This window comes from Pseudomonas sp. B7(2017) (genome assembly GCF_002112745.1).
Classification (GTDB): Bacteria; Pseudomonadota; Gammaproteobacteria; order Pseudomonadales; family Pseudomonadaceae; genus Aquipseudomonas; species Aquipseudomonas ekonensis.
The window spans coordinates 17,622-36,365 of the sequence record NZ_NEIP01000005.1; the positions used below are offsets into that span (position 1 = coordinate 17,622).

The 18,744-nt window shown below is 65.4% G+C and carries 18 protein-coding genes; 13 read left to right on the forward strand and 5 right to left on the reverse strand.

Annotated features, from left to right (window positions below):
- Positions 1-177 precede the first annotated feature (177 nt).
- From ccoN to hemN, 10 genes are all read left to right on the forward strand, one after another.
- On the forward strand, positions 178-1,620 hold the full coding sequence (gene ccoN, locus CAG29_RS11350) for a cytochrome-c oxidase, cbb3-type subunit I (protein WP_085577559.1): 1,443 nt from the start codon (positions 178-180) through the stop codon (positions 1,618-1,620).
- On the forward strand, positions 1,620-2,228 hold the full coding sequence (gene ccoO / locus CAG29_RS11355; RefSeq protein ID WP_085577560.1) for a cytochrome-c oxidase, cbb3-type subunit II: 609 nt from the start codon (positions 1,620-1,622) through the stop codon (positions 2,226-2,228). Before ccoN ends, ccoO begins: the two co-directional genes overlap by 1 nt.
- Before the next feature lie 6 nt (positions 2,229-2,234).
- On the forward strand, positions 2,235-2,420 hold the full coding sequence (locus CAG29_RS11360; RefSeq protein WP_003175465.1) for a CcoQ/FixQ family Cbb3-type cytochrome c oxidase assembly chaperone: 186 nt from the start codon (positions 2,235-2,237) through the stop codon (positions 2,418-2,420).
- On the forward strand, positions 2,417-3,400 hold the full coding sequence (gene ccoP / locus CAG29_RS11365; protein ID WP_085577561.1) for a cytochrome-c oxidase, cbb3-type subunit III: 984 nt from the start codon (positions 2,417-2,419) through the stop codon (positions 3,398-3,400). Before CAG29_RS11360 ends, ccoP begins: the two co-directional genes overlap by 4 nt.
- A gap of 686 nt (positions 3,401-4,086) precedes the next feature.
- Positions 4,087-5,502: a cytochrome c oxidase accessory protein CcoG gene (gene ccoG, locus CAG29_RS11370; protein ID WP_085577882.1), complete on the forward strand. Its 1,416-nt coding sequence runs from the start codon at positions 4,087-4,089 to the stop codon at positions 5,500-5,502.
- Between the two features lie 11 nt (positions 5,503-5,513).
- Complete coding sequence (locus CAG29_RS11375) at positions 5,514-6,053, forward strand: FixH family protein (protein ID WP_085577883.1); 540 nt, start codon at positions 5,514-5,516, stop codon at positions 6,051-6,053.
- A 123-nt stretch (positions 6,054-6,176) separates the two neighbouring features.
- On the forward strand, positions 6,177-8,627 hold the full coding sequence (locus CAG29_RS11380) for a heavy metal translocating P-type ATPase (RefSeq protein WP_085577562.1): 2,451 nt from the start codon (positions 6,177-6,179) through the stop codon (positions 8,625-8,627).
- Between the two features lie 22 nt (positions 8,628-8,649).
- Complete coding sequence (gene ccoS, locus CAG29_RS11385; protein ID WP_085631377.1) at positions 8,650-8,862, forward strand: cbb3-type cytochrome oxidase assembly protein CcoS; 213 nt, start codon at positions 8,650-8,652, stop codon at positions 8,860-8,862.
- Positions 8,855-9,538, forward strand: coding sequence for a sulfite exporter TauE/SafE family protein (locus tag CAG29_RS11390; RefSeq protein WP_085631375.1), 684 nt, complete (start codon positions 8,855-8,857; stop codon positions 9,536-9,538). Before ccoS ends, CAG29_RS11390 begins: the two co-directional genes overlap by 8 nt.
- A 134-nt stretch (positions 9,539-9,672) precedes the next feature.
- Complete coding sequence (hemN, locus tag CAG29_RS11395; RefSeq protein ID WP_085577565.1) at positions 9,673-11,055, forward strand: oxygen-independent coproporphyrinogen III oxidase; 1,383 nt, start codon at positions 9,673-9,675, stop codon at positions 11,053-11,055.
- On the opposite strand, the gene CAG29_RS11400 is transcribed toward hemN, so the two are convergent.
- Positions 11,052-11,534 carry a hypothetical protein gene (locus tag CAG29_RS11400; RefSeq protein WP_085577566.1) on the reverse strand — a complete coding sequence of 161 codons (483 nt, stop codon included), beginning with the start codon at positions 11,532-11,534 and terminating at the stop codon, positions 11,052-11,054. The genes hemN and CAG29_RS11400 overlap by 4 nt on opposite strands.
- Before the next feature lie 155 nt (positions 11,535-11,689).
- Between CAG29_RS11400 and fnr the strand changes: the two genes are divergently transcribed.
- Positions 11,690-12,424 carry a fumarate/nitrate reduction transcriptional regulator Fnr gene (fnr, locus tag CAG29_RS11405; protein WP_085577567.1) on the forward strand — a complete coding sequence of 245 codons (735 nt, stop codon included), beginning with the start codon at positions 11,690-11,692 and terminating at the stop codon, positions 12,422-12,424.
- 78 nt (positions 12,425-12,502) lie between these two features.
- On the forward strand, positions 12,503-13,051 hold the full coding sequence (locus CAG29_RS11410) for an adenine phosphoribosyltransferase (RefSeq protein ID WP_085577568.1): 549 nt from the start codon (positions 12,503-12,505) through the stop codon (positions 13,049-13,051).
- A gap of 84 nt (positions 13,052-13,135) precedes the next feature.
- Here CAG29_RS11410 and CAG29_RS11415 read toward each other — a convergent pair whose 3' ends face one another.
- The 4 genes from CAG29_RS11415 to dnaX form a co-directional block, all read right to left on the reverse strand.
- Positions 13,136-14,284, reverse strand: a complete 1,149-nt coding sequence (locus CAG29_RS11415; protein WP_085631373.1) for an acyl-CoA dehydrogenase family protein — start codon at positions 14,282-14,284, stop codon at positions 13,136-13,138.
- A 176-nt stretch (positions 14,285-14,460) separates the two neighbouring features.
- Complete coding sequence (gene recR, locus CAG29_RS11420) at positions 14,461-15,063, reverse strand: recombination mediator RecR (protein ID WP_085577570.1); 603 nt, start codon at positions 15,061-15,063, stop codon at positions 14,461-14,463.
- 164 nt (positions 15,064-15,227) lie between these two features.
- Positions 15,228-15,566, reverse strand: coding sequence for a YbaB/EbfC family nucleoid-associated protein (locus CAG29_RS11425; protein WP_085577571.1), 339 nt, complete (start codon positions 15,564-15,566; stop codon positions 15,228-15,230).
- A 68-nt stretch (positions 15,567-15,634) separates the two neighbouring features.
- Positions 15,635-17,737, reverse strand: coding sequence for a DNA polymerase III subunit gamma/tau (dnaX, locus tag CAG29_RS11430; protein ID WP_085694462.1), 2,103 nt, complete (start codon positions 17,735-17,737; stop codon positions 15,635-15,637).
- A 145-nt stretch (positions 17,738-17,882) separates the two neighbouring features.
- Here dnaX and CAG29_RS11435 point away from each other — a divergent pair, with 145 nt between their 5' ends.
- The gene (locus CAG29_RS11435; protein WP_085631371.1) at positions 17,883-18,632 is read left to right on the forward strand and encodes an ABC transporter substrate-binding protein; all 750 of its coding nucleotides are present in this window, start codon (positions 17,883-17,885) and stop codon (positions 18,630-18,632) included.
- The last annotated feature ends 112 nt before the right edge of the window (positions 18,633-18,744 follow it).

An 18,744-nucleotide genomic window follows, 5' to 3' on the forward strand; every position in this document is an offset into this window, starting at 1 on the left:
CCGCCGGGACATTTTTCCCGAGGGTGATTTTGTCCCTACGCGGAACATGGAAAGGCCGCAGAATCAGCGTTGGAAAGCATTGACCCAGGTCATGGCGCGTTGCATTGACCCCCTGCTTTCTCCATACTTGCGGCCGATTTCAATCCTAATAAAACACCCAAACCGTGGAACCTTAGAATGAGCACAGCAATCAGTCCGACTGCTTATAACTATAAGGTAGTCCGCCAGTTCGCCATCATGACGGTGGTCTGGGGGATCCTTGGCATGGGGCTCGGTGTCTTCATCGCCTCGCAACTGGTCTGGCCGGAACTGAACTTCGGTCTGCCGTGGACGAGCTTTGGACGCCTTCGCCCGTTGCACACAAACCTGGTGATTTTTGCCTTCGGCGGGTGTGCACTGTTTGCCACTTCCTACTATGTCGTGCAGCGAACCTGCCAGACGCGACTGATTTCCGACAGCCTCGCGGCCTTCACCTTCTGGGGCTGGCAAGCGGTGATCGTCGGCGCGATCATTACCTTGCCGATGGGTTTCACCACCACCAAGGAATACGCTGAACTGGAGTGGCCGCTGGCCATTCTGCTGGCCATTGTCTGGGTCACCTACGGTCTGGTGTTCTTCGGCACCATCACCAAGCGCAAGACCAAGCACATCTACGTGGGCAACTGGTTCTACGGCGCATTCATCGTCGTGACCGCGATGCTGCACATCGTCAACCACATGTCGCTGCCGGTCAGCCTGTTCAAGTCCTACTCCGCCTACTCCGGCGCGACCGACGCGATGATCCAGTGGTGGTACGGCCACAACGCCGTGGGCTTCTTCCTGACCACCGGCTTCCTGGGGATGATGTACTACTTCGTGCCGAAGCAGGCCGAGCGTCCGATCTACTCCTATCGCCTGTCCATCGTGCACTTCTGGGCCCTGATCACCCTGTATATCTGGGCAGGTCCCCACCACCTGCACTACACCGCGCTGCCGGATTGGGCACAATCGCTGGGCATGGCGATGTCGATCATCCTGCTGGCCCCGAGCTGGGGCGGCATGATCAACGGCATGATGACCCTGTCGGGCGCCTGGCATAAGCTGCGCACCGACCCGATCCTGCGCTTCCTCGTGGTCTCCCTGGCGTTCTACGGCATGTCGACCTTCGAAGGCCCGATGATGGCCATCAAGACCGTCAACTCGCTCTCCCACTACACCGACTGGACCATCGGCCACGTGCACGCCGGCGCCCTCGGCTGGGTGGCGATGATCTCCATCGGCGCGATCTACCACATGATCCCGAAACTGTTCGGCCGCGCGCAGATGCACAGCACCGGCCTGATCAACGCGCACTTCTGGCTCGCCACCATCGGCACCGTGCTGTACATCGCCTCGATGTGGGTCAACGGCATCACCCAAGGCCTGATGTGGCGTGCGATCAACGACGACGGCACCCTCACCTACTCGTTCGTCGAAGCGCTGCAGGCCAGCCATCCGGGCTTCATCGTCCGCGCCCTGGGCGGTGCGTTCTTCGCCAGCGGCATGCTGCTGATGGCGTACAACGTATGGCGCACCGTGCGCGCCTCGAACCCGGCTGAAGCCGAAGCCGCCGCCAAGATCGCTGTCGTTGGAGCTCACTGATGAAGCATGAAGCCGTTGAGAAGAACATTGGCCTGCTGGCCTTCTTCATGGTCATCGCCGTCAGCGTCGGCGGCCTGACCCAGATCGTCCCGCTGTTTTTCCAGGATGTCACCAACAAGCCGGTCGAAGGCATGAAGCCGCGCACCGCTCTTGAACTGGAAGGCCGCGACGTCTACATCGCCAACGGATGCGTCGGCTGCCACTCGCAGATGATCCGTCCGTTCCGCGCCGAAACCGAACGTTACGGCCACTACTCCGTCGCCGGCGAAAGCGTCTGGGACCACCCGTTCCTGTGGGGCTCCAAGCGCACCGGCCCGGACCTGGCCCGCGTCGGCGGCCGCTACTCCGACGACTGGCAGCGTGCGCACCTGTACAACCCGCGCAACGTCGTCCCCGAGTCGAAGATGCCGGCTTACCCGTTCCTCGTGGAAAACAAGCTCGACGGCAAAGACACTGCCAAGAAAATGGAGGTCCTGCGCTCGCTCGGCGTCCCTTACACCGACGAAGACATCGCCGGTGCGAAGGATGCCGTAAAAGGCAAGACCGAAATGGACGCGCTGGTGGCCTATCTGCAAGGCCTGGGCACCATCATCAAAAGCAAACGGTGATTCTTCATGGATATCGGGATGATTCGCGGCCTGGGCACCGTTGTCGTAATGGTGGCTTTCATCGGTCTGGCGCTGTGGGTGTTCAGCCCCAAGCGCAAGTCAGAGTTCGAAGACGCGACCTTGCTGCCTTTTGCGGATGATCCCGAAGCCATCAAGCACGTCGAGCAAGCTTCTAGGAGTAACAAAGAATGACTACATTCTGGAGTCTGTACGTCACAGTCCTCAGTCTCGGTACGATCTTTTCCCTGACCTGGCTGTTGCTGTCGACCCGCAAGGGCCAGCGCGCCGAGCAGACCGACGAGACCGTCGGCCACTCTTTCGACGGGATCGAAGAGTACGACAACCCCCTGCCCAAATGGTGGTTCATGCTGTTCGTGGGCACCATCGTCTTCGCCTTGGGCTACCTGGTGCTGTACCCGGGCCTGGGCAACTGGAAAGGCCTGCTGCCGGGCTACAACTACCTCGACACCGAGAAGCAGACCGCGTTCGCCAACGGCCAGACCGGCTGGACCGGCGTGCACGAATGGGAGAAGGAAATGGCCCGTTCGGACGCCAAGTTCGGTCCGATCTTCGCCAAGTTCGCCGCCATGCCGATCGAAGAAGTGGCCAAGGATCCCCAGGCCCTGAAGATGGGCGGCCGCCTGTTCGCCTCCAACTGCTCGGTCTGCCACGGCTCCGACGCCAAGGGCGCCTACGGCTTCCCGAACCTGACCGACGCCGACTGGCGCTGGGGCGGCGAGCCGGAAACCATCAAGACCACCATCATGGGCGGTCGCCACGCGGTGATGCCGGCCTGGGCCGACGTGATCGGCGAGCAAGGCGTGGCCGACGTGGCCGCGTTCGTGCTGACCAACCTCGACGGGCGCAAGCTGCCTGAAGGCACCAAGGCCGACCCGGCCAACGGCCAGAAGCTGTTCGCCGCCAACTGCGTGGCCTGCCACGGTCCGGAAGGCAAAGGCACCCCTGCCATGGGCGCGCCCAACCTGACCCACCCGGCGGCGTTCATCTACGGTTCGAGCTTCGCCCAGCTGCAGCAGACCATCCGCTACGGCCGCCAGGGCCAGATGCCTGCCCAGGAACAGCTGCAAGGCAACGACAAGGTGCACCTGCTGGCCGCCTACGTCTACAGCCTCTCCCACGGTGAAAAGGCGCCGGAAACTCAGGCCGAGTAATCCCGACGCATGCTGCAACAAAAAGCCCCGCCAGATCCCTGGCGGGGCTTTTTCGTTCCAGGCGGCCGTCACCGCTGGGTGGCGCGCTCGCCAGCCTGCAATCCCCTTACATTTCGCAACCCAAATTGATTGGGCCCGAACCGGCTAAGACGATAGTTTCCGTCCCCGTATGGCGGGCCGGCACCCACATTCGACACCCACCAATCAAGCTGCAAGGAAGCAACTCGATGACCCGACGCAAGACACCCTCAACGGCAGACACCGACATCCCGAACCCAGGGCCTGCGCCCCTGATCGAGGCGAAGGTGGAGTTCGGCGCCCTTTCCTTCCGGGCACACAGCGACGAACCCCGAAAGCCTCCCCGCAAGAAACCCCGCAATAGCGGGCTCGACAGCCTGGGAGGCGGTCACCTTCCTTGATCACTCCAGGGATCAACGGAGCGCGGCACCTGTGCTGCGCTCCACCGGCAACCGCCAGGTCGACAGACGTAATCGTCTATAGTCAATTGACCTGCATCATGCTTTGCTGCATTCGCTACACCATTCAAGATTTTTCCCCAACGCGACCAAAGGTCGCACCCTTGAGCCAGAGCGACAGGCGTATCATTGCGCCACTGCAACACCCCTTTCTGACCCCGGTCGGCACGCATCGACCGAGGCATTTTTCCACTGCCGTGGGATGCAATGATGAGCAACCAGATACCGGTACACGACGTCACGCCCCCCAACAAGAACGCAAGCACCAGCGTCGACCTTTACGCCTCACGAGAAAAGATCTACACCCGCGCCTTCACCGGCCTGTTCCGCAACCTGCGGATGATGGGCGGCACCGTGCTGTTCCTGCTGTACTTCGGCACGGTCTGGCTCGACTGGGGCGGCCATCAGGCCGTGTGGTGGAACCTGCCGGAGCGCAAGTTCTTCATCTTCGGCGCAACCTTCTGGCCCCAGGACTTCATCCTGCTGTCGGGCATGCTGATCATCGCCGCGTTCGGCCTGTTCTTCATCACCGTGTACGCCGGCCGCGTCTGGTGCGGCTACACCTGCCCGCAAAGCGTGTGGACGTGGATCTTCATGTGGTGCGAGAAAGTCACCGAAGGCGACCGCAACCAGCGCATCAAGCTGGACAAGGCGCCCATGAGCGCCAACAAGTTCCTGCGCAAGTTCGCCAAGCATGCGCTGTGGCTGCTGATCGGCTTCGTCACCGGCATGACCTTCGTCGGCTACTTCTCGCCGATCCGCGAACTGGTGTTCGAGTTCTTCACCGGCCAGGCCGACGGCTGGTCGTACTTCTGGGTGGGGTTCTTCACCCTCGCCACCTACGGCAACGCCGGCTGGCTGCGCGAGCAGGTGTGCATCTACATGTGCCCGTACGCCCGCTTCCAGAGCGTGATGTTCGACAAGGACACCCTGATCGTCTCCTACGACCCGCGCCGGGGCGAAACCCGCGGCCCGCGCAAAAAAGGCACGGACTACAAGGCCCAGGGCCTGGGCGACTGCATCGACTGCACCATGTGCGTCCAGGTCTGCCCGACCGGCATCGACATCCGCGACGGCCTGCAGATCGAATGCATCGGCTGCGCCGCGTGCATCGACGCCTGCGACAGCATCATGGACAAGATGGACTATCCGCGCGGCCTGATCAGCTACACCACCGAGCACAACCTGTCCGGACAGAAGACCCACAAGCTGCGTCCGCGCCTGATCGGCTACGCCGTGGTGCTGCTGGCCATGATCAGCCTGCTGGTGACCGCGTTCTTGATGCGCTCGCTGGTCGGGTTCGACGTCAGCAAGGACCGCGTGCTGTACCGCGAGAACGCCGAAGGCCGGATCGAGAACGTCTACAGCCTGAAGATCATGAACAAGGACCAGCGCGACCACACCTACGTGCTGGAGGCGGCCGGCTTACCGGATCTGCGCCTGCAGGGCAAGCGCGAGATCAAGGTGCCTGCCGGCGAAATCTTCAGCATGCCGGTCGAGCTGTCGAGCGCACCGGAGCAACTGCCGTCGAGCACCAACGAGGTGAAATTCATCCTCAAGGACGCCGATGACGACAGCGTCCACGTTGAAGCCAAGAGCCGATTCATCGGCCCACAAAACCGTTGAGAGAAGTGAACATGCCCGCAGCCACTGCCGCAAACCCATGGTACAAGCACCTCTGGCCCTGGATCATCATCGGGATCCTGGCCTGCTCGGTGACCCTGACCCTGTCCATGGTGACCATTGCGGTGAATCACCCGGACAACCTGGTCAACGACAACTACTACGAGGCCGGCAAAGGCATCAACCGTTCGCTGGACCGCGAGCTGCTGGCCCAGACCCTGAACCTGCGCGCCAGCGTGCACTTGGACGGCGTCACCGGCGAGGTCGACCTGCGCCTGAGCGGCAACAGCCAACCCAAGACCCTGGAGCTGAACCTGATCTCGCCGACCCAGCCGGAAAAGGACCGCAAGATCGTCCTGACCCGCAGCGAGGCCGAGAACGGCCGCTACATCGGCCAGCTGGCGGACAAGATCGAAGGACGCCGGTTCGTCGAGCTGCTCGGCAGCCAGGACGACCACGTCTGGCGCATGTTCGAAGAAGAGCTGGTCAGCCACGACAAGGACCTGCTGCTGGGCGACGAGCCGCTGCAAGGCGCGGAAGACCTGGACAAGTAAAAGGCTGCGCGAAGTGCATTCGCGGGCAGCCCCGCTCCCACACCGGATCTGCGGCGTTCACAGAACCTGTGGGAGCGGGCCTGCTCGCAATGAGGCCCTCCCGGACATGAAAGACTCCACCTGATGACCACCCCACTCCCCTGCTACCACTGCGCCCTGCCCGTCCCGCCCGGCAGCCGCTTCACCGCCGTCGTGCTCGGGGAGCCCCGCGAGTTCTGCTGCCCCGGCTGCCAGGCCGTGGCCGAAGCCATCGTCGCCGGCGGCCTGGACAGCTACTACCGGCACCGCAGCGAAGCCTCGGCCAACCCCGAAGCGCTGCCGGTGCAACTGGTGGACGAACTGGCGCTGTACGACCGCGCCGACGTGCAGCAACCGTTCGTGCGCCACGAAGGCGAGCTGGCCGAAACCACGCTGCTGATGGAAGGCATCAGTTGCGCCGCCTGCGGCTGGCTGATCGAGAAACACCTGCGCACGCTGCCGGCCGTGGCCGAGGCACGCCTGAACCTGTCCAACCATCGCCTGCATGTTCGCTGGGCCGATGCGCAACTGCCGCTGAGCCGGATCCTCGCCGAACTGCGCCAGATCGGTTACGCCGCGCACCCGTACCAGCCCGATCGCGCCAGCGAGCAGTTGGCCGGCGAAAACCGCCGGGCCCTGCGTCAGCTCGGCGTCGCCGGCCTGCTGTGGTTCCAGGCGATGATGGCGACGATGGCCACCTGGCCGGAGTTCAACATCGACCTCAGCCCCGAACTGCACACCATCCTGCGCTGGGTCGCGCTGTTCCTCACCACGCCCATCGTGTTCTACAGCTGCGCGCCGTTCTTCAAGGGCGCCATGCGCGACCTGCGCACCCGCCACCTGACCATGGACGTCTCGGTGTCGCTGGCCATCGGCGCGGCCTACGTCGCCGGGATCTGGACCTCGATCACCGGGGTCGGCGAACTGTATTTCGATGCGGTGGGCATGTTCGCCCTGTTCCTGCTCGCCGGACGCTACCTGGAGCGCCGCGCCCGGGAACGCACCGCCGCCGCCACCGCGCAACTGGTGAACCTGCTGCCGGCCTCGTGCCTGCGGCTCGACGCCGCCGGGCAGAGCGAGCGCATCCTGCTCAGCGAACTGTGCCTGGGCGACCATGTGCTGGTGCCGCCCGGCGCAGTCCTGCCGGCGGACGGCAGGATCCTGGACGGCCGCTCCAGCGTCGACGAGTCGCTGCTGACCGGCGAATACCTGCCGCAGGCGCGCAGCGTGGGCGACGCGGTCACCGCCGGCACCCTCAATGTCGAAGGCGCGCTGACCGTGCAGGTGCAGGCCCTGGGCCAGGACACCCGGCTGTCGGCCATCGTCCGCCTGCTCGACCGCGCCCAGGCCGAAAAGCCCCGGCTGGCGGAAATCGCCGACCGCGCCGCCCAATGGTTCCTGCTGCTGTCGTTGATCGCCGCAGCCGCCATCGGCTTGCTATGGTGGGAACTGGACGCGTCGCGGGCCTTCTGGATCGTGCTGGCGATGCTCGTCGCGACCTGCCCCTGCGCGCTGTCCCTGGCCACGCCGACCGCGCTCACCGCCGCCACCGGCACCCTGCACAAGCTCGGCCTGCTGCTGACCCGCGGCCATGTGCTCGAAGGCCTCAACCAGATCGACACGGTGATCTTCGACAAGACCGGCACCCTCACCGAGGGACGTCTGATGCTGCGCGCGGTGCGCCCTCTCGGCGCGCTGGACGGCGACCGTTGCCTGAGCCTCGCCGCTGCCCTGGAGAACCGCTCGGAACACCCGATCGCCCGGGCCTTCGGCCGCGCCCCGCTGGCCGCCGAGGAAGTCCACAGCCTGCCGGGGCTGGGCCTTGAAGGCCGAGTCGGCGAACAGCGGCTGCGGATCGGCCAGGCCGGTTTCGTCTGCGGCCTGAGCGGCGCCGGCGTGCCGCCAATGCCGGACGAGCCCGGCCAATGGCTGCTGCTGGGCGACACCCAAGGCCCGCTGGCCTGGTTTGTCCTCGACGACCGCCTGCGCGCCGATGCGCCGGCCTTGCTGGCCGCGTGCAAGGCGCGGGGCTGGCGCACGCTGCTGCTGTCCGGCGACAGTTCGCCGATGGTCGCCGGCGTAGCCGCCGAGTTGGGCATCGACGAGGCCCGCGGCGGCCTGCGCCCGGACGACAAGCTGCAGGTGCTGCAGCAGTTGCACAAGGAAGGCCGCAAGGTGCTGATGCTCGGCGACGGGGTCAACGACGTGCCGGTGCTGGCCGCCGCCGACATCAGCGTGGCCATGGGCTCGGCCACGGACTTGGCCAAGACCAGCGCCGACGCGGTGCTGCTCTCCAACCGTCTGGACGCCTTGGTGCAGGCCTTCACCCTGGCCCGCCGCACACGCCGGGTGATCATCGAGAACCTGCTGTGGGCCGCGCTGTACAATGGCCTCATGTTGCCGTTCGCCGCCCTCGGCTGGATCACCCCGGTGTGGGCGGCGGTCGGCATGTCGATCAGTTCGCTGACCGTGGTGCTCAACGCCCTGCGCCTGACCCGCCTGCCGGGCGCGCCGGCCGTCCACGCCACGTCAGAAACCCGCCCGCTGCCGGCCTGAGCCGCGCGGGCATGGAGTACAGATGCCAGCTCTTTACGTAATGATCCCGGCCGCGCTGCTGATCGTGGCCATCGCCGTGTACATCTTCTTCTGGGCGGTGGACAGCGGCCAGTACGACGACCTCGACGGCCCGGCCCACAGCATCCTGTTCGACGACCAGGACCCGAACCACACCGCCGCGGTGGACGAAGCCAAGGCGACCCCGCCGGACGACAAGGCGCCGCCCCATGCTTGAGCTTGCGCCGCTGCTGGTGTCTGCGCTGATCCTCGGCCTGCTGGGCGGCGGGCATTGCCTGGGGATGTGCGGCGGCCTGATGGGCGCCTTGACCCTGGCGATCCCCAAGGAACAACGCAGCCGGCGCTTTCGCCTGCTGCTGGCCTACAACCTGGGGCGCATCCTGAGCTACGCCGCCGCCGGCCTGCTGATCGGCCTCGCGGGCTGGGCCGTGGCCAACAGCCCCGCCGCGCTGTTCATGCGGGTGCTGGCCGGGCTGCTGCTGATCGCCATGGGGCTGTACCTGGCCGGGTGGTGGAGCGGCCTGACCCGCATCGAAAGCCTCGGCCGCGGGCTGTGGCGCCATATCCAGCCTGTGGCCAACCGGTTGCTGCCGGTGTCGAGCCTGCCCCGCGCCCTGCTGCTCGGGGCGCTGTGGGGCTGGCTGCCCTGCGGGCTGGTCTACAGCACCCTGCTGTGGTCGGCCAGCCAAGGCAATGCGCTGGACAGCGCGCTGCTGATGCTCGCCTTCGGGCTCGGCACCTGGCCCGTGCTGCTGGCCACCGGGCTGGCCGCCGAGCGGGTCACGGCGCTGCTGCGCCAGCGCAGCGTACGTGTGGCGGGCGGTGTGCTGGTGCTGCTGTTCGGCCTGTGGACCCTGCCCGGACCGCATCAGCATTGGCTGATGGGCCACTGAGTGGCAAGGGAGCCTGCCCCCTCGCCACAGGTTCCAGGCCGGCCCGCCGACCGGCTTTGATGCAAATCAAGATGCCCCCTCGCCGTCTCCCCTAGACTCGCCGACACTGCCAGCCTATCCGGGGGAATGCCCGCATGCTCGACGCCATTCGTTGGGACACCGATTTGATCCGCCGCTACGACCTGGCGGGGCCGCGCTACACCTCGTACCCGACGGCCGTCCAATTCAACAGCCAGGTCGGCACCTTCGACCTGTTCCACGCCCTGCGCGACAGCCGCAAGGCCCTGCGCCCGTTGTCGCTGTATGTGCACGTGCCGTTCTGCGCGAACATCTGCTACTACTGCGCCTGCAACAAAGTCATCACCAAGGACCGCGGCCGCGCGCTGCCCTACCTGCAACGCCTGGAGCAGGAAATCCAGCTGATCGCCTGCCACCTGGATCCTGCGCAGAAGGTCGAGCAGCTGCACTTCGGCGGCGGCACCCCGACCTTCCTCAGCCATGACGAGCTGCGCCAACTGATGGCGCACCTGCGCAAGCACTTCAACCTGCTGGACGACGATTCCGGCGACTACGGCATCGAGATCGATCCCCGCGAAGCCGACTGGTCGACCATGGGCCTTCTGCGCGAACTGGGCTTCAACCGGGTCAGCATCGGGTTGCAGGACCTCGACCCCGCCGTGCAGCGGGCGGTCAACCGCCTGCAGAGCCTGGAGGAAACCCGTGCGGTGATCGATGCGGCACGCACCCTGCAATTTCGCTCGATCAACATCGACCTGATCTACGGCCTGCCGAAGCAGACCCCGGACAACTTCGCCCGCACCGTCGAGGAAGTCATCCACCTGCAACCGGACCGGCTCTCGGTGTTCAACTACGCGCACCTGCCGGAACGCTTCATGCCGCAGCGGCGGATCAACGGCAACGAGCTGCCGAGCCCGGCGCAGAAGCTGGAGATGCTGCAACGCAGCATCGAGCAACTGACCGCCGCCGGTTACCGCTACATCGGCATGGACCATTTCGCCCTGCCCGACGACGAACTGGCGGTGGCCCAGGAAGAGTCGACCCTGCAACGCAACTTTCAGGGCTACACCACCCACGGCCATTGCGACCTGATCGGCCTTGGCGTGTCGGCGATCAGCCAGGTGGGCGATCTGTACTGCCAGAACAGCAGCGACCTGAACCAGTACCAGAACACCCTGGCCGGGGCCCAGCTGGCCACCAGCCGCGGCCTGGTCTGCAACGCCGACGACCGCCTGCGCCGGGCGGTGATCCAGCAGTTGATCTGCAATTTCAGCCTGGACTTCGCCGACATCGAACGCGCCTTCAACATCGACTTCCAAGGCTACTTCGGCGCGCTCTGGCCGCAACTGCAGGACATGGCCCGGGACGGCCTGATCGAGTTGGACAGCGAACGGATCAACGTACTGCCTGCAGGACGCTTGCTGGTGCGCTCGGTGTGCATGGTGTTCGACGCCTACCTTGAGCAGCAGAACCGCCAGCGCTTTTCCCGGGTGATCTAGTCCTTCGTCAGCAGCGAGGCGGTCTTCATGTTCTGCTCCGAGGTCAGGCCCGATTGATCCACAACCTTGGCGAGGGACAGGTTGGCCGTGATCAGGCCAGTGTTGAGGGCGGAGATGGCGCTCTTGAGTGCGGCGATCTTGGCCGTCCGCTCTTCGTTGGAGAGGGTCTTGTCGGCCATCACGGCGTTGATGCGCGCGTTCTTCTCGGTGATCTGCTGCCGAAACTTGCGGATCATCTTGAGCAACTGCTGGACGTTCTCCGGCAAGTCGCTGCCTTCGATGTCATGGTTGTCGCCGCCGAAACCGGCGGACTTCTCCAAGGCCTCGCCGGACAGCGACACTTTGACGCTCTCGACCAAGGTCGGGGTTGCCGACAGCGCCGATACGGTTTCCGGCTCGGCGCCGGCGGAGTCTCTAACACCTTCCGGCAACGGCACAACACCGCTGCTGCCGGGGTTCAACGTGCCAATGGCGGCCATCGGAACGGTTCCTTGCATGCCTTCTGATAGCAGGTTATCGGCCACAGCCCCGTGGGCTTTACATCCCTGGGGCCGTCTCGCCACAGACTGGCCTGAATGTCCTGTGCTGAGTTACCCTTACGCCTTATGTGTGTTTTCCCACAAGGATCAAAGAAATGTCCGAGCCAGTTAAACTGCGCGCTCACAACCAGGCCCATTGCAAGGACTGCAGCCTGGCCCCTCTCTGCCTGCCACTTTCTCTGAATCTGGAAGACATGGATGCGCTGGACGAAATCGTCAAACGCGGCCGTCCGCTGAAAAAGGGCGAGTTCCTGTTCCGCCAGGGCGACGTGTTCGATTCCGTCTTTGCAGTACGCTCCGGCGCCCTCAAGACCTTCAGCCTGAGCGACACCGGCGAGGAGCAACTGACCGGCTTCCATCTGCCCAGCGAACTGGTCGGCCTGTCCGGCATGGACACCGAGAAGCACCCGGTGTCCGCCCAGGCCCTGGAGACCACGTCGGTCTGCGAGATCCCGTTCGAGCGCCTCGACGAACTGGCCCTGCAACTGCCGCAGCTGCGCCGCCAACTGATGCGGGTGATGAGCCGCGAGATCCGCGACGACCAGCAGATGATGCTGCTGCTGTCGAAGAAGACCGCCGACGAGCGCATCGCCACGTTCCTGGTCAACCTGTCCGCCCGCTTCCGCGCCCGCGGCTTCTCGGCCAACCAGTTCCGCCTGAGCATGTCGCGCAACGAGATCGGCAACTACCTGGGCCTGGCGGTGGAAACCGTGTCCCGGGTCTTCACCCGCTTCCAGCAGAACGAGCTGATCGCCGCCGAAGGCAAGGAAATCCACATCCTCGACCCGATCCAGCTGTGCGCGCTGGCCGGCGGCTCCATCGAAGGCTGATCTCGACCCGCGGCCGAGCGAACCGTTTCAGCCGCGGGTATACTGCGCCGTTTGCAGCCCTGCCAGGACACCTCGACGATGCCCTTCGATTCCTTCGACATCAAATCCCTGATCCGCCCTGTGATCGACTTTCCGAAACCGGGCGTGATCTTTCGCGACATCACCCCGCTGTTCCAGTCCCCGACCGCCCTGCGCCAGGTGATGGACAGTTTCGCCCACCGCTACGTGGAAGCCGACTTCACCCACATCGGGGCAATGGACGCGCGCGGGTTCCTGATCGGTTCGGTGCTGGCCTACCAGCTGAACAAGCCGCTGGTGCTGTTCCGCAAACAGGGCAAGCTGCCGGCCGACGTGCTGGCCGAGGGTTACGCGACCGAGTACGGCGAAGCCTTCCTGGAAGTGCATGCCGACAGCCTGTGCGAAGGCGATTCGGTGGTGATGTTCGATGACCTGATCGCCACCGGCGGCACCCTGATCGCAGCCGCCAACCTGATCCGCCGCATGGGCGCCCGGGTGCACGAGGCGGCCGCGATCATCGACCTGCCGGAACTGGGCGGTTCCCAGCGTCTGCAGGACATGGGGATTCCTACGTTCTGCCTGACCCGGTTCGCCCTGACCGACAAGTAAGCGGCGCCTTTTCGGCCGTCAGCGCCAGCAGGCTGGCTCCCACAGGGGGGGATCGTGTTCCCCCCTTGTTGCAGCACCGCAGCCTCAAAGCCCCATCTGCTTGCCGATGATCTCGTTCATCACTTCCCGCGTCCCGCCGCCGATGGACAGGATCCGGTTGTCCCGGTACAGCCGCTCCACCCGGCTCTCGCGCATGTAGCCCAGGCCGCCGAGGATCTGCACGGCTTCGGTGGTGATGCGCTCCGAGGTGTCCGTGGCGAAGTTCTTGGCCATGGAGATCTCCTTGATCACGCTCTGCCCCGCCGCCATCTTCGCCGCCTGCCGGTAAGTGAACTCCCGCGACACCTCCAGCGCCGTGGCCATTTCGGCCAGCTTGTGCCGGATCACCTGGAACTTGCCGATGGGCTTGCCGAACGCCTCACGCTCCCGGGCCCAGGCCAGGCTGTCCTCCAGGGCCATCTGCGAGGTCATGTTGGCCATCAGCGCCAGGGCCAGGCGCTCGCTCTGGAAGTTGCCCATGATGCAGGCGAAGCCCATGTTTTCGGCCCCGATCAGGTTGCCCGCCGGCACGGGGCAATCGTCGAAGAACAACTCGGCCGTATCCGACGCCCACCAGCCCATCTTCTTCAGTTGCCGGCCCACGGTGAACCCCGGCGTGCCCTTCTCGATCATCAGCAGGCTGATGCCGCCGAACCCGGGCGCGCCGGTGCGCACCGCGACGGTGTAGACGTCCGCGCGCACGCCGCTGGTGATGAAGGTCTTGCTGCCGCTGACCCGGTAGACGTCCCCGTCGCGCACGGCACGGGTCTGCAGGTTGGCGACGTCGGATCCGCCGCCGGGCTCGGTGACGGCCAAGGCACAGATTTTCTCGCCGCGCAGCACCGCCGGCACCACGCGGTCACGCACGTGGGGCCTGGCCCACTTGAGGATCGGCGGCAAACCGATGTCCAGCGAGCCGAGGCCCGCCACCAGGCCGCCGGAGCCGCAGCGCATCAATTCTTCGCTGGCGGCGACCTTGGCGAACAGGTCGCCTTCGTGGCTGCCGCCCAGCGCCTCTGGATAGCCGATGCCGAGGATGCCGGCGGCGCCGGCCTTCAGATACAGCTCACGGGGGAAGCTTTCGGCTTCTTCCCACGCATCGATGTCAGGCAGGATCTCGCGCTCGACGAAACGTCTGACGCTGTCGCGGATCATCTGGTGGCTGGGGTCGAAGTATTCCTGGAAGGCGGGCATCGGCGAACTCCACGGAAAGGTTCGCCGACGTTAACCGAGCGCTTGCTTGGTTTTCAACAGGATTGTGTGGGTATCAGGGGGATCGAGGGGATTCTATCGCCAGCAGGCTGGCTCCCACATTGAAATAGTGTGGGAGCCAGCCTGCTGGCGATGGGGCCGAAACCGGCAGCCGACCTTCAGAGGGAAATCGGCTTGCGCCCGGCGAACGAGTGGGCCAGCGTCCCGCCGTCCACCAGCTCCAGCTCGCCGCCCAGCGGTACGCCATGGGCGATGCGCGAGGCGACCAGGCCTTTGTTGTGCAGCAGTTGGGCGATGTAGTGCGCCGTGGCCTCGCCTTCCACCGTCGGGTTGGTGGCGAGAATGACTTCGGTGAAGGTGCCCGCCTCTTCGATGCGCGCCATCAGCTGGGGAATGCCGATGGCCTCAGGACCCAGGCCGTCCAGCGGCGACAGGTGCCCCTTGAGCACGAAGTAGCGCCCGCGGAACCCGGTCTGCTCGACCGCGTAGACATCCATCGGCCCTTCCACCACGCACAGCAGCGTGTCGTCGCGGCGCGGATCGGCGCATTGCGGGCACAGGTCGTCTTCGGTCAGCGTGCGGCACTGGCGGCAATGCCCGACCCCCTCCATGGCCTGGCTCAGCGCCTGGGCCAGACGCGTACCGCCGCTGCGGTCGCGTTCGAGCAACTGCAACGCCATGCGCTGGGCAGTTTTCTGACCCACTCCCGGCAAGGTTCGCAGGGCGTCGATCAGTTGGCGAATCAAAGGGCTGAAGCTCATGGGGAAAAGTCCGACAAAACAACGAGACGCGGTTTATACCCGCGCCTCCGGACAGCGTCAATTGTCCGGCCCTACGGGCCCGGGACGCCTCTTGAAGGCGGCACCTGCAAAAATGCCAGGCAAACGCCTGGCATTTTCGTGTTGCGTGCGATGCGCGAAGCCGATCAGAACGGCAGTTTCATGCCCGGCGGCAGTTGCATGCCGGCGGTCATGCTGCCCATTTTCTCCTGGCTGTTGGCTTCGATCTTGCGCACGGCGTCGTTGACGGCGGCGGCCACCAGGTCTTCGATCACTTCGCGGTCGTCATCGTCCAGGCCCGGCAGCAGGCTCGGGTCGATGCTGACGCGCTTGAGGTCGTGACGGCCGGTCATGACCACGCTCACCATGTCGCCGCCCGCCTTGCCGGTGACTTCGGCGTTGGCCAGCTCTTCCTGCATCTTGGCCATTTTTTCCTGCATCTGCTGCGCCTGCTTCATCAGGCCGGCCATGCCACCTTTCATCATGGGAATCACCTCAAAAAGTACTTGGATCAAAACGGCGCCCGGCGTTCGCGGCCCGGCGCCTTCATTGGTTAGCCCTGGGCGACCAGGGCATCGACAGGTTCAATAGTATCGTGCCGCACGACCGCGCCGAACTGCTGCACCATCTGCTGGATGAACGGATCGCCGTGGATCGACTCCTCCGCCTCGCGCTGACGGTCGGCGCGTCGGCGGGACGCGGCCTGGGCCGGCGTTTCCTGCTCAGGCTTGATCAGCTCGATGGACAGGCTCAGCGTGCGCCCGTGGTACTGGTTCAGCGCATCGTTGAGCCGGCGTTGCTGGGTGGCGTTGAACAGCGCGCTGTGGGCCGGGTCCAGGTGCAGCAGCCAATGGTCGCCGTCGACCGCGATCAGCGTGCAGTTGGCGGCGATGCTGCCGGTCATGCCGGAGACCGGCAGTTTCGGGAACAGCTCCAGCCATTGCAGGGCCAGGCCGGTGGCCGGCGCCGCAGCGGGTTCAGGCTCGGGCTCCGGCGCAGGTTCGGCGGCGTGTTCGCTAGCCAGGTCATCCAGGTAACTGTAGGCCGAATCCATGTCCGGCTCGATGTAGTCCTCGTCCAGCGGCGGTTCGTCGTCGGCGTCCATGCCGGGGGTCGCGACATCGACATCGGCCATGGACGGCTCGGGAATCGCCGCCGAAGCCCACTCCGGCGCGTCCGGCACCACGCTGTCCGGGGTCGGCGACAGCACCGGCGGCAGGTCCGGCTGCTCGGCGACGGTATCCAGCACCGGCTCGACGGCCGGCTGCTGCACCGGAACCGCGTCCACCGGATCGTTCCACGGCAGGTCGACGACCGGCTCGGGCTCGGCGACGGGTTCCGGCTCGGGCTCCGCTGCTGGAGCGGCCTGGACAGGCTCCGGGGCCGGTTCCGGGGCAGGCGCAGGTGCGGGCACCGGCGCAACGGCCGCCGGCGCGGGGGCCGGCTCAGGATCGGGAGCAACCGCCGCCACCGAAGCAGCCTTCGGCGCGGCAGCCACTGCGTTCGCGGAATCAACTGTGGCCTGGCTGATCCCCACCGGCTTTAGCGTTTGCCTCGGGGCGTCCGTCGCGTCGGCAGGCCGGAAGGCCAGCATCCGCAACAGCACCATCTCGAAGCCGCCGCGCGGATCCGGCGCCAGCGGCAGGTCGCGGCGGCCGATCAGGCCCATCTGGTAATAGAACTGCACGTCTTCGGCAGGCAACGCCTGTGCCAGCGCCAGCACGCGGTCACGGTCGCCGTGGCCGTTGTCGACGCCGTCCGGCAGCGCCTGGGCGATGGCCACGCGGTGCAGCACGTTGAGCATCTCCGAGAGCACGCCGTTCCAGTCAGGCCCTTGCTCGGCCAGATGGCGCACGGCTTCGAGCAAGGCCTTGGCATCGCCTTCGATCAACGCATGCAGCACGTCGTAGACCTGGCCGTGATCCAGGGTGCCGAGCATCGCCCGCACATCGGCGGCCAGCACCTTGCCTTCACCGAACGCGATGGCCTGGTCGGTCAGGCTCATGGCGTCGCGCATCGAGCCGTCCGCCGCGCGGCCCAGCAGCCACAGGGCGTCGTCCTCGAACGGCACGTTTTCGGCGCCGAGCACGTGGGTCAGGTGCTCGACCACCCGCTCCGGGGTCATGTTCTTCAGGGAGAACTGCAGGCAGCGCGACAGAATCGTTGCCGGAAGTTTCTGCGGATCGGTGGTCGCCAAGATGAACTTGACGTAGGGCGGCGGCTCTTCGAGCGTCTTGAGCAACGCGTTGAACGAGTGGCTGGAGAGCATGTGCACTTCGTCGATCAGGTAGACCTTGAAGCGTCCGCGGCTCGGGGCGTACTGCACGTTGTCGAGCAGCTCGCGGGTGTCTTCGACCTTGGTGCGGCTCGCGGCGTCGATCTCGATCAGGTCGACGAAACGGCCTTCGTCGATCTCGCGGCACACCGAACACTCGCCGCAGGGGCTGGAAGTGATGCCTGTCTCACAGTTCAGGCATTTGGCGATGATCCGCGCAATGGTGGTCTTGCCGACCCCGCGGGTGCCGGTGAACAGGTAGGCGTGGTGCAGCCGCTGGCTGTCCAAGGCATTGATCAGAGCCTTGAGCACATGGGTCTGGCCGACCATTTCGCGGAACGAGCGCGGACGCCATTTACGTGCAAGAACCTGATAACTCATCGAAAACCGTCGCGGCAAAGGAAGCAGAAGCGGCTAATGCTAGCGGAGCAAGGGCAAAATTGCATCCGGTGTCCTCGCCTAATCTGGCTAAGCTGCATGCTCAGAGGCGTTTATCGGTTCGGGATCGGGAATTGCCGGAGCGTTTATGCGGTGGGCCTTGGGGACAATGCTGGGGATCAGCCTGAATGTGGCGGCGTCGGACGCGCCGCTGCGCTTCGTCGTCGCCGACAGCTGGGCGATGCCGATGGTGCAGTTCGAACGCGGCCGCCCGACCCAGGGCATCCTGTACGACATGATGCTCAGCCTCGCGACCCAGGTCGGCGTGCCGGCGCAATTTCATGTGCTACCCCGCACCCGGGTGCAGAACGCCATGGAGCACGGCGAGGTCGACGTGCGCTGCTATGCCGCGCAGTCCTGGCTGCCCAACCAGTCCGGCGACTACCTCTGGAGCGTGCCGCTGCTGTTCCAGCGCGACCTGCTGATCAGCCTTCAGGGCCCGCCCACCGGCATCGACCCCGCTGACCTTGCGCACCAACCCGTCGGCACGGTGCTGGGTTACGCCTACCCCACCCTGCAACCGCTGTTCGACAGCGGCCGCCTGCAACGCGAAGACGCACGCAACCAGGAACAGGTGCTGGAGAAGCTCATCGCCGGGCGCTACCGCTACGCCGTGAGCAATCAATGGACCCTGGACTGGTTCAACCAACGCCTGCTGCCGGGGCAGCAACTGCAAGGGGTGGCGGTGCTGCAGGAGCAGCATGTCGGCTGCTACGTGAGGAACGATCCGCAGGTGCCGGCGCAGCGGATCCTGCGCACGCTGCTGAGGATGAAAATGTCGGGGGAGATCGATGACATCATCCGGCTCTACACCGGCACGCCCGAAAGCTCCAAATGACCCTATGAAAGCCAGATCAGCGGCCACCGCAAACCTGTAGGAGCTTGCCTGCAAGCGATGAGGCCGGCACATCCGGCATCACCAGTGCCTGCCCCGCCGCCATCGCCAGCAG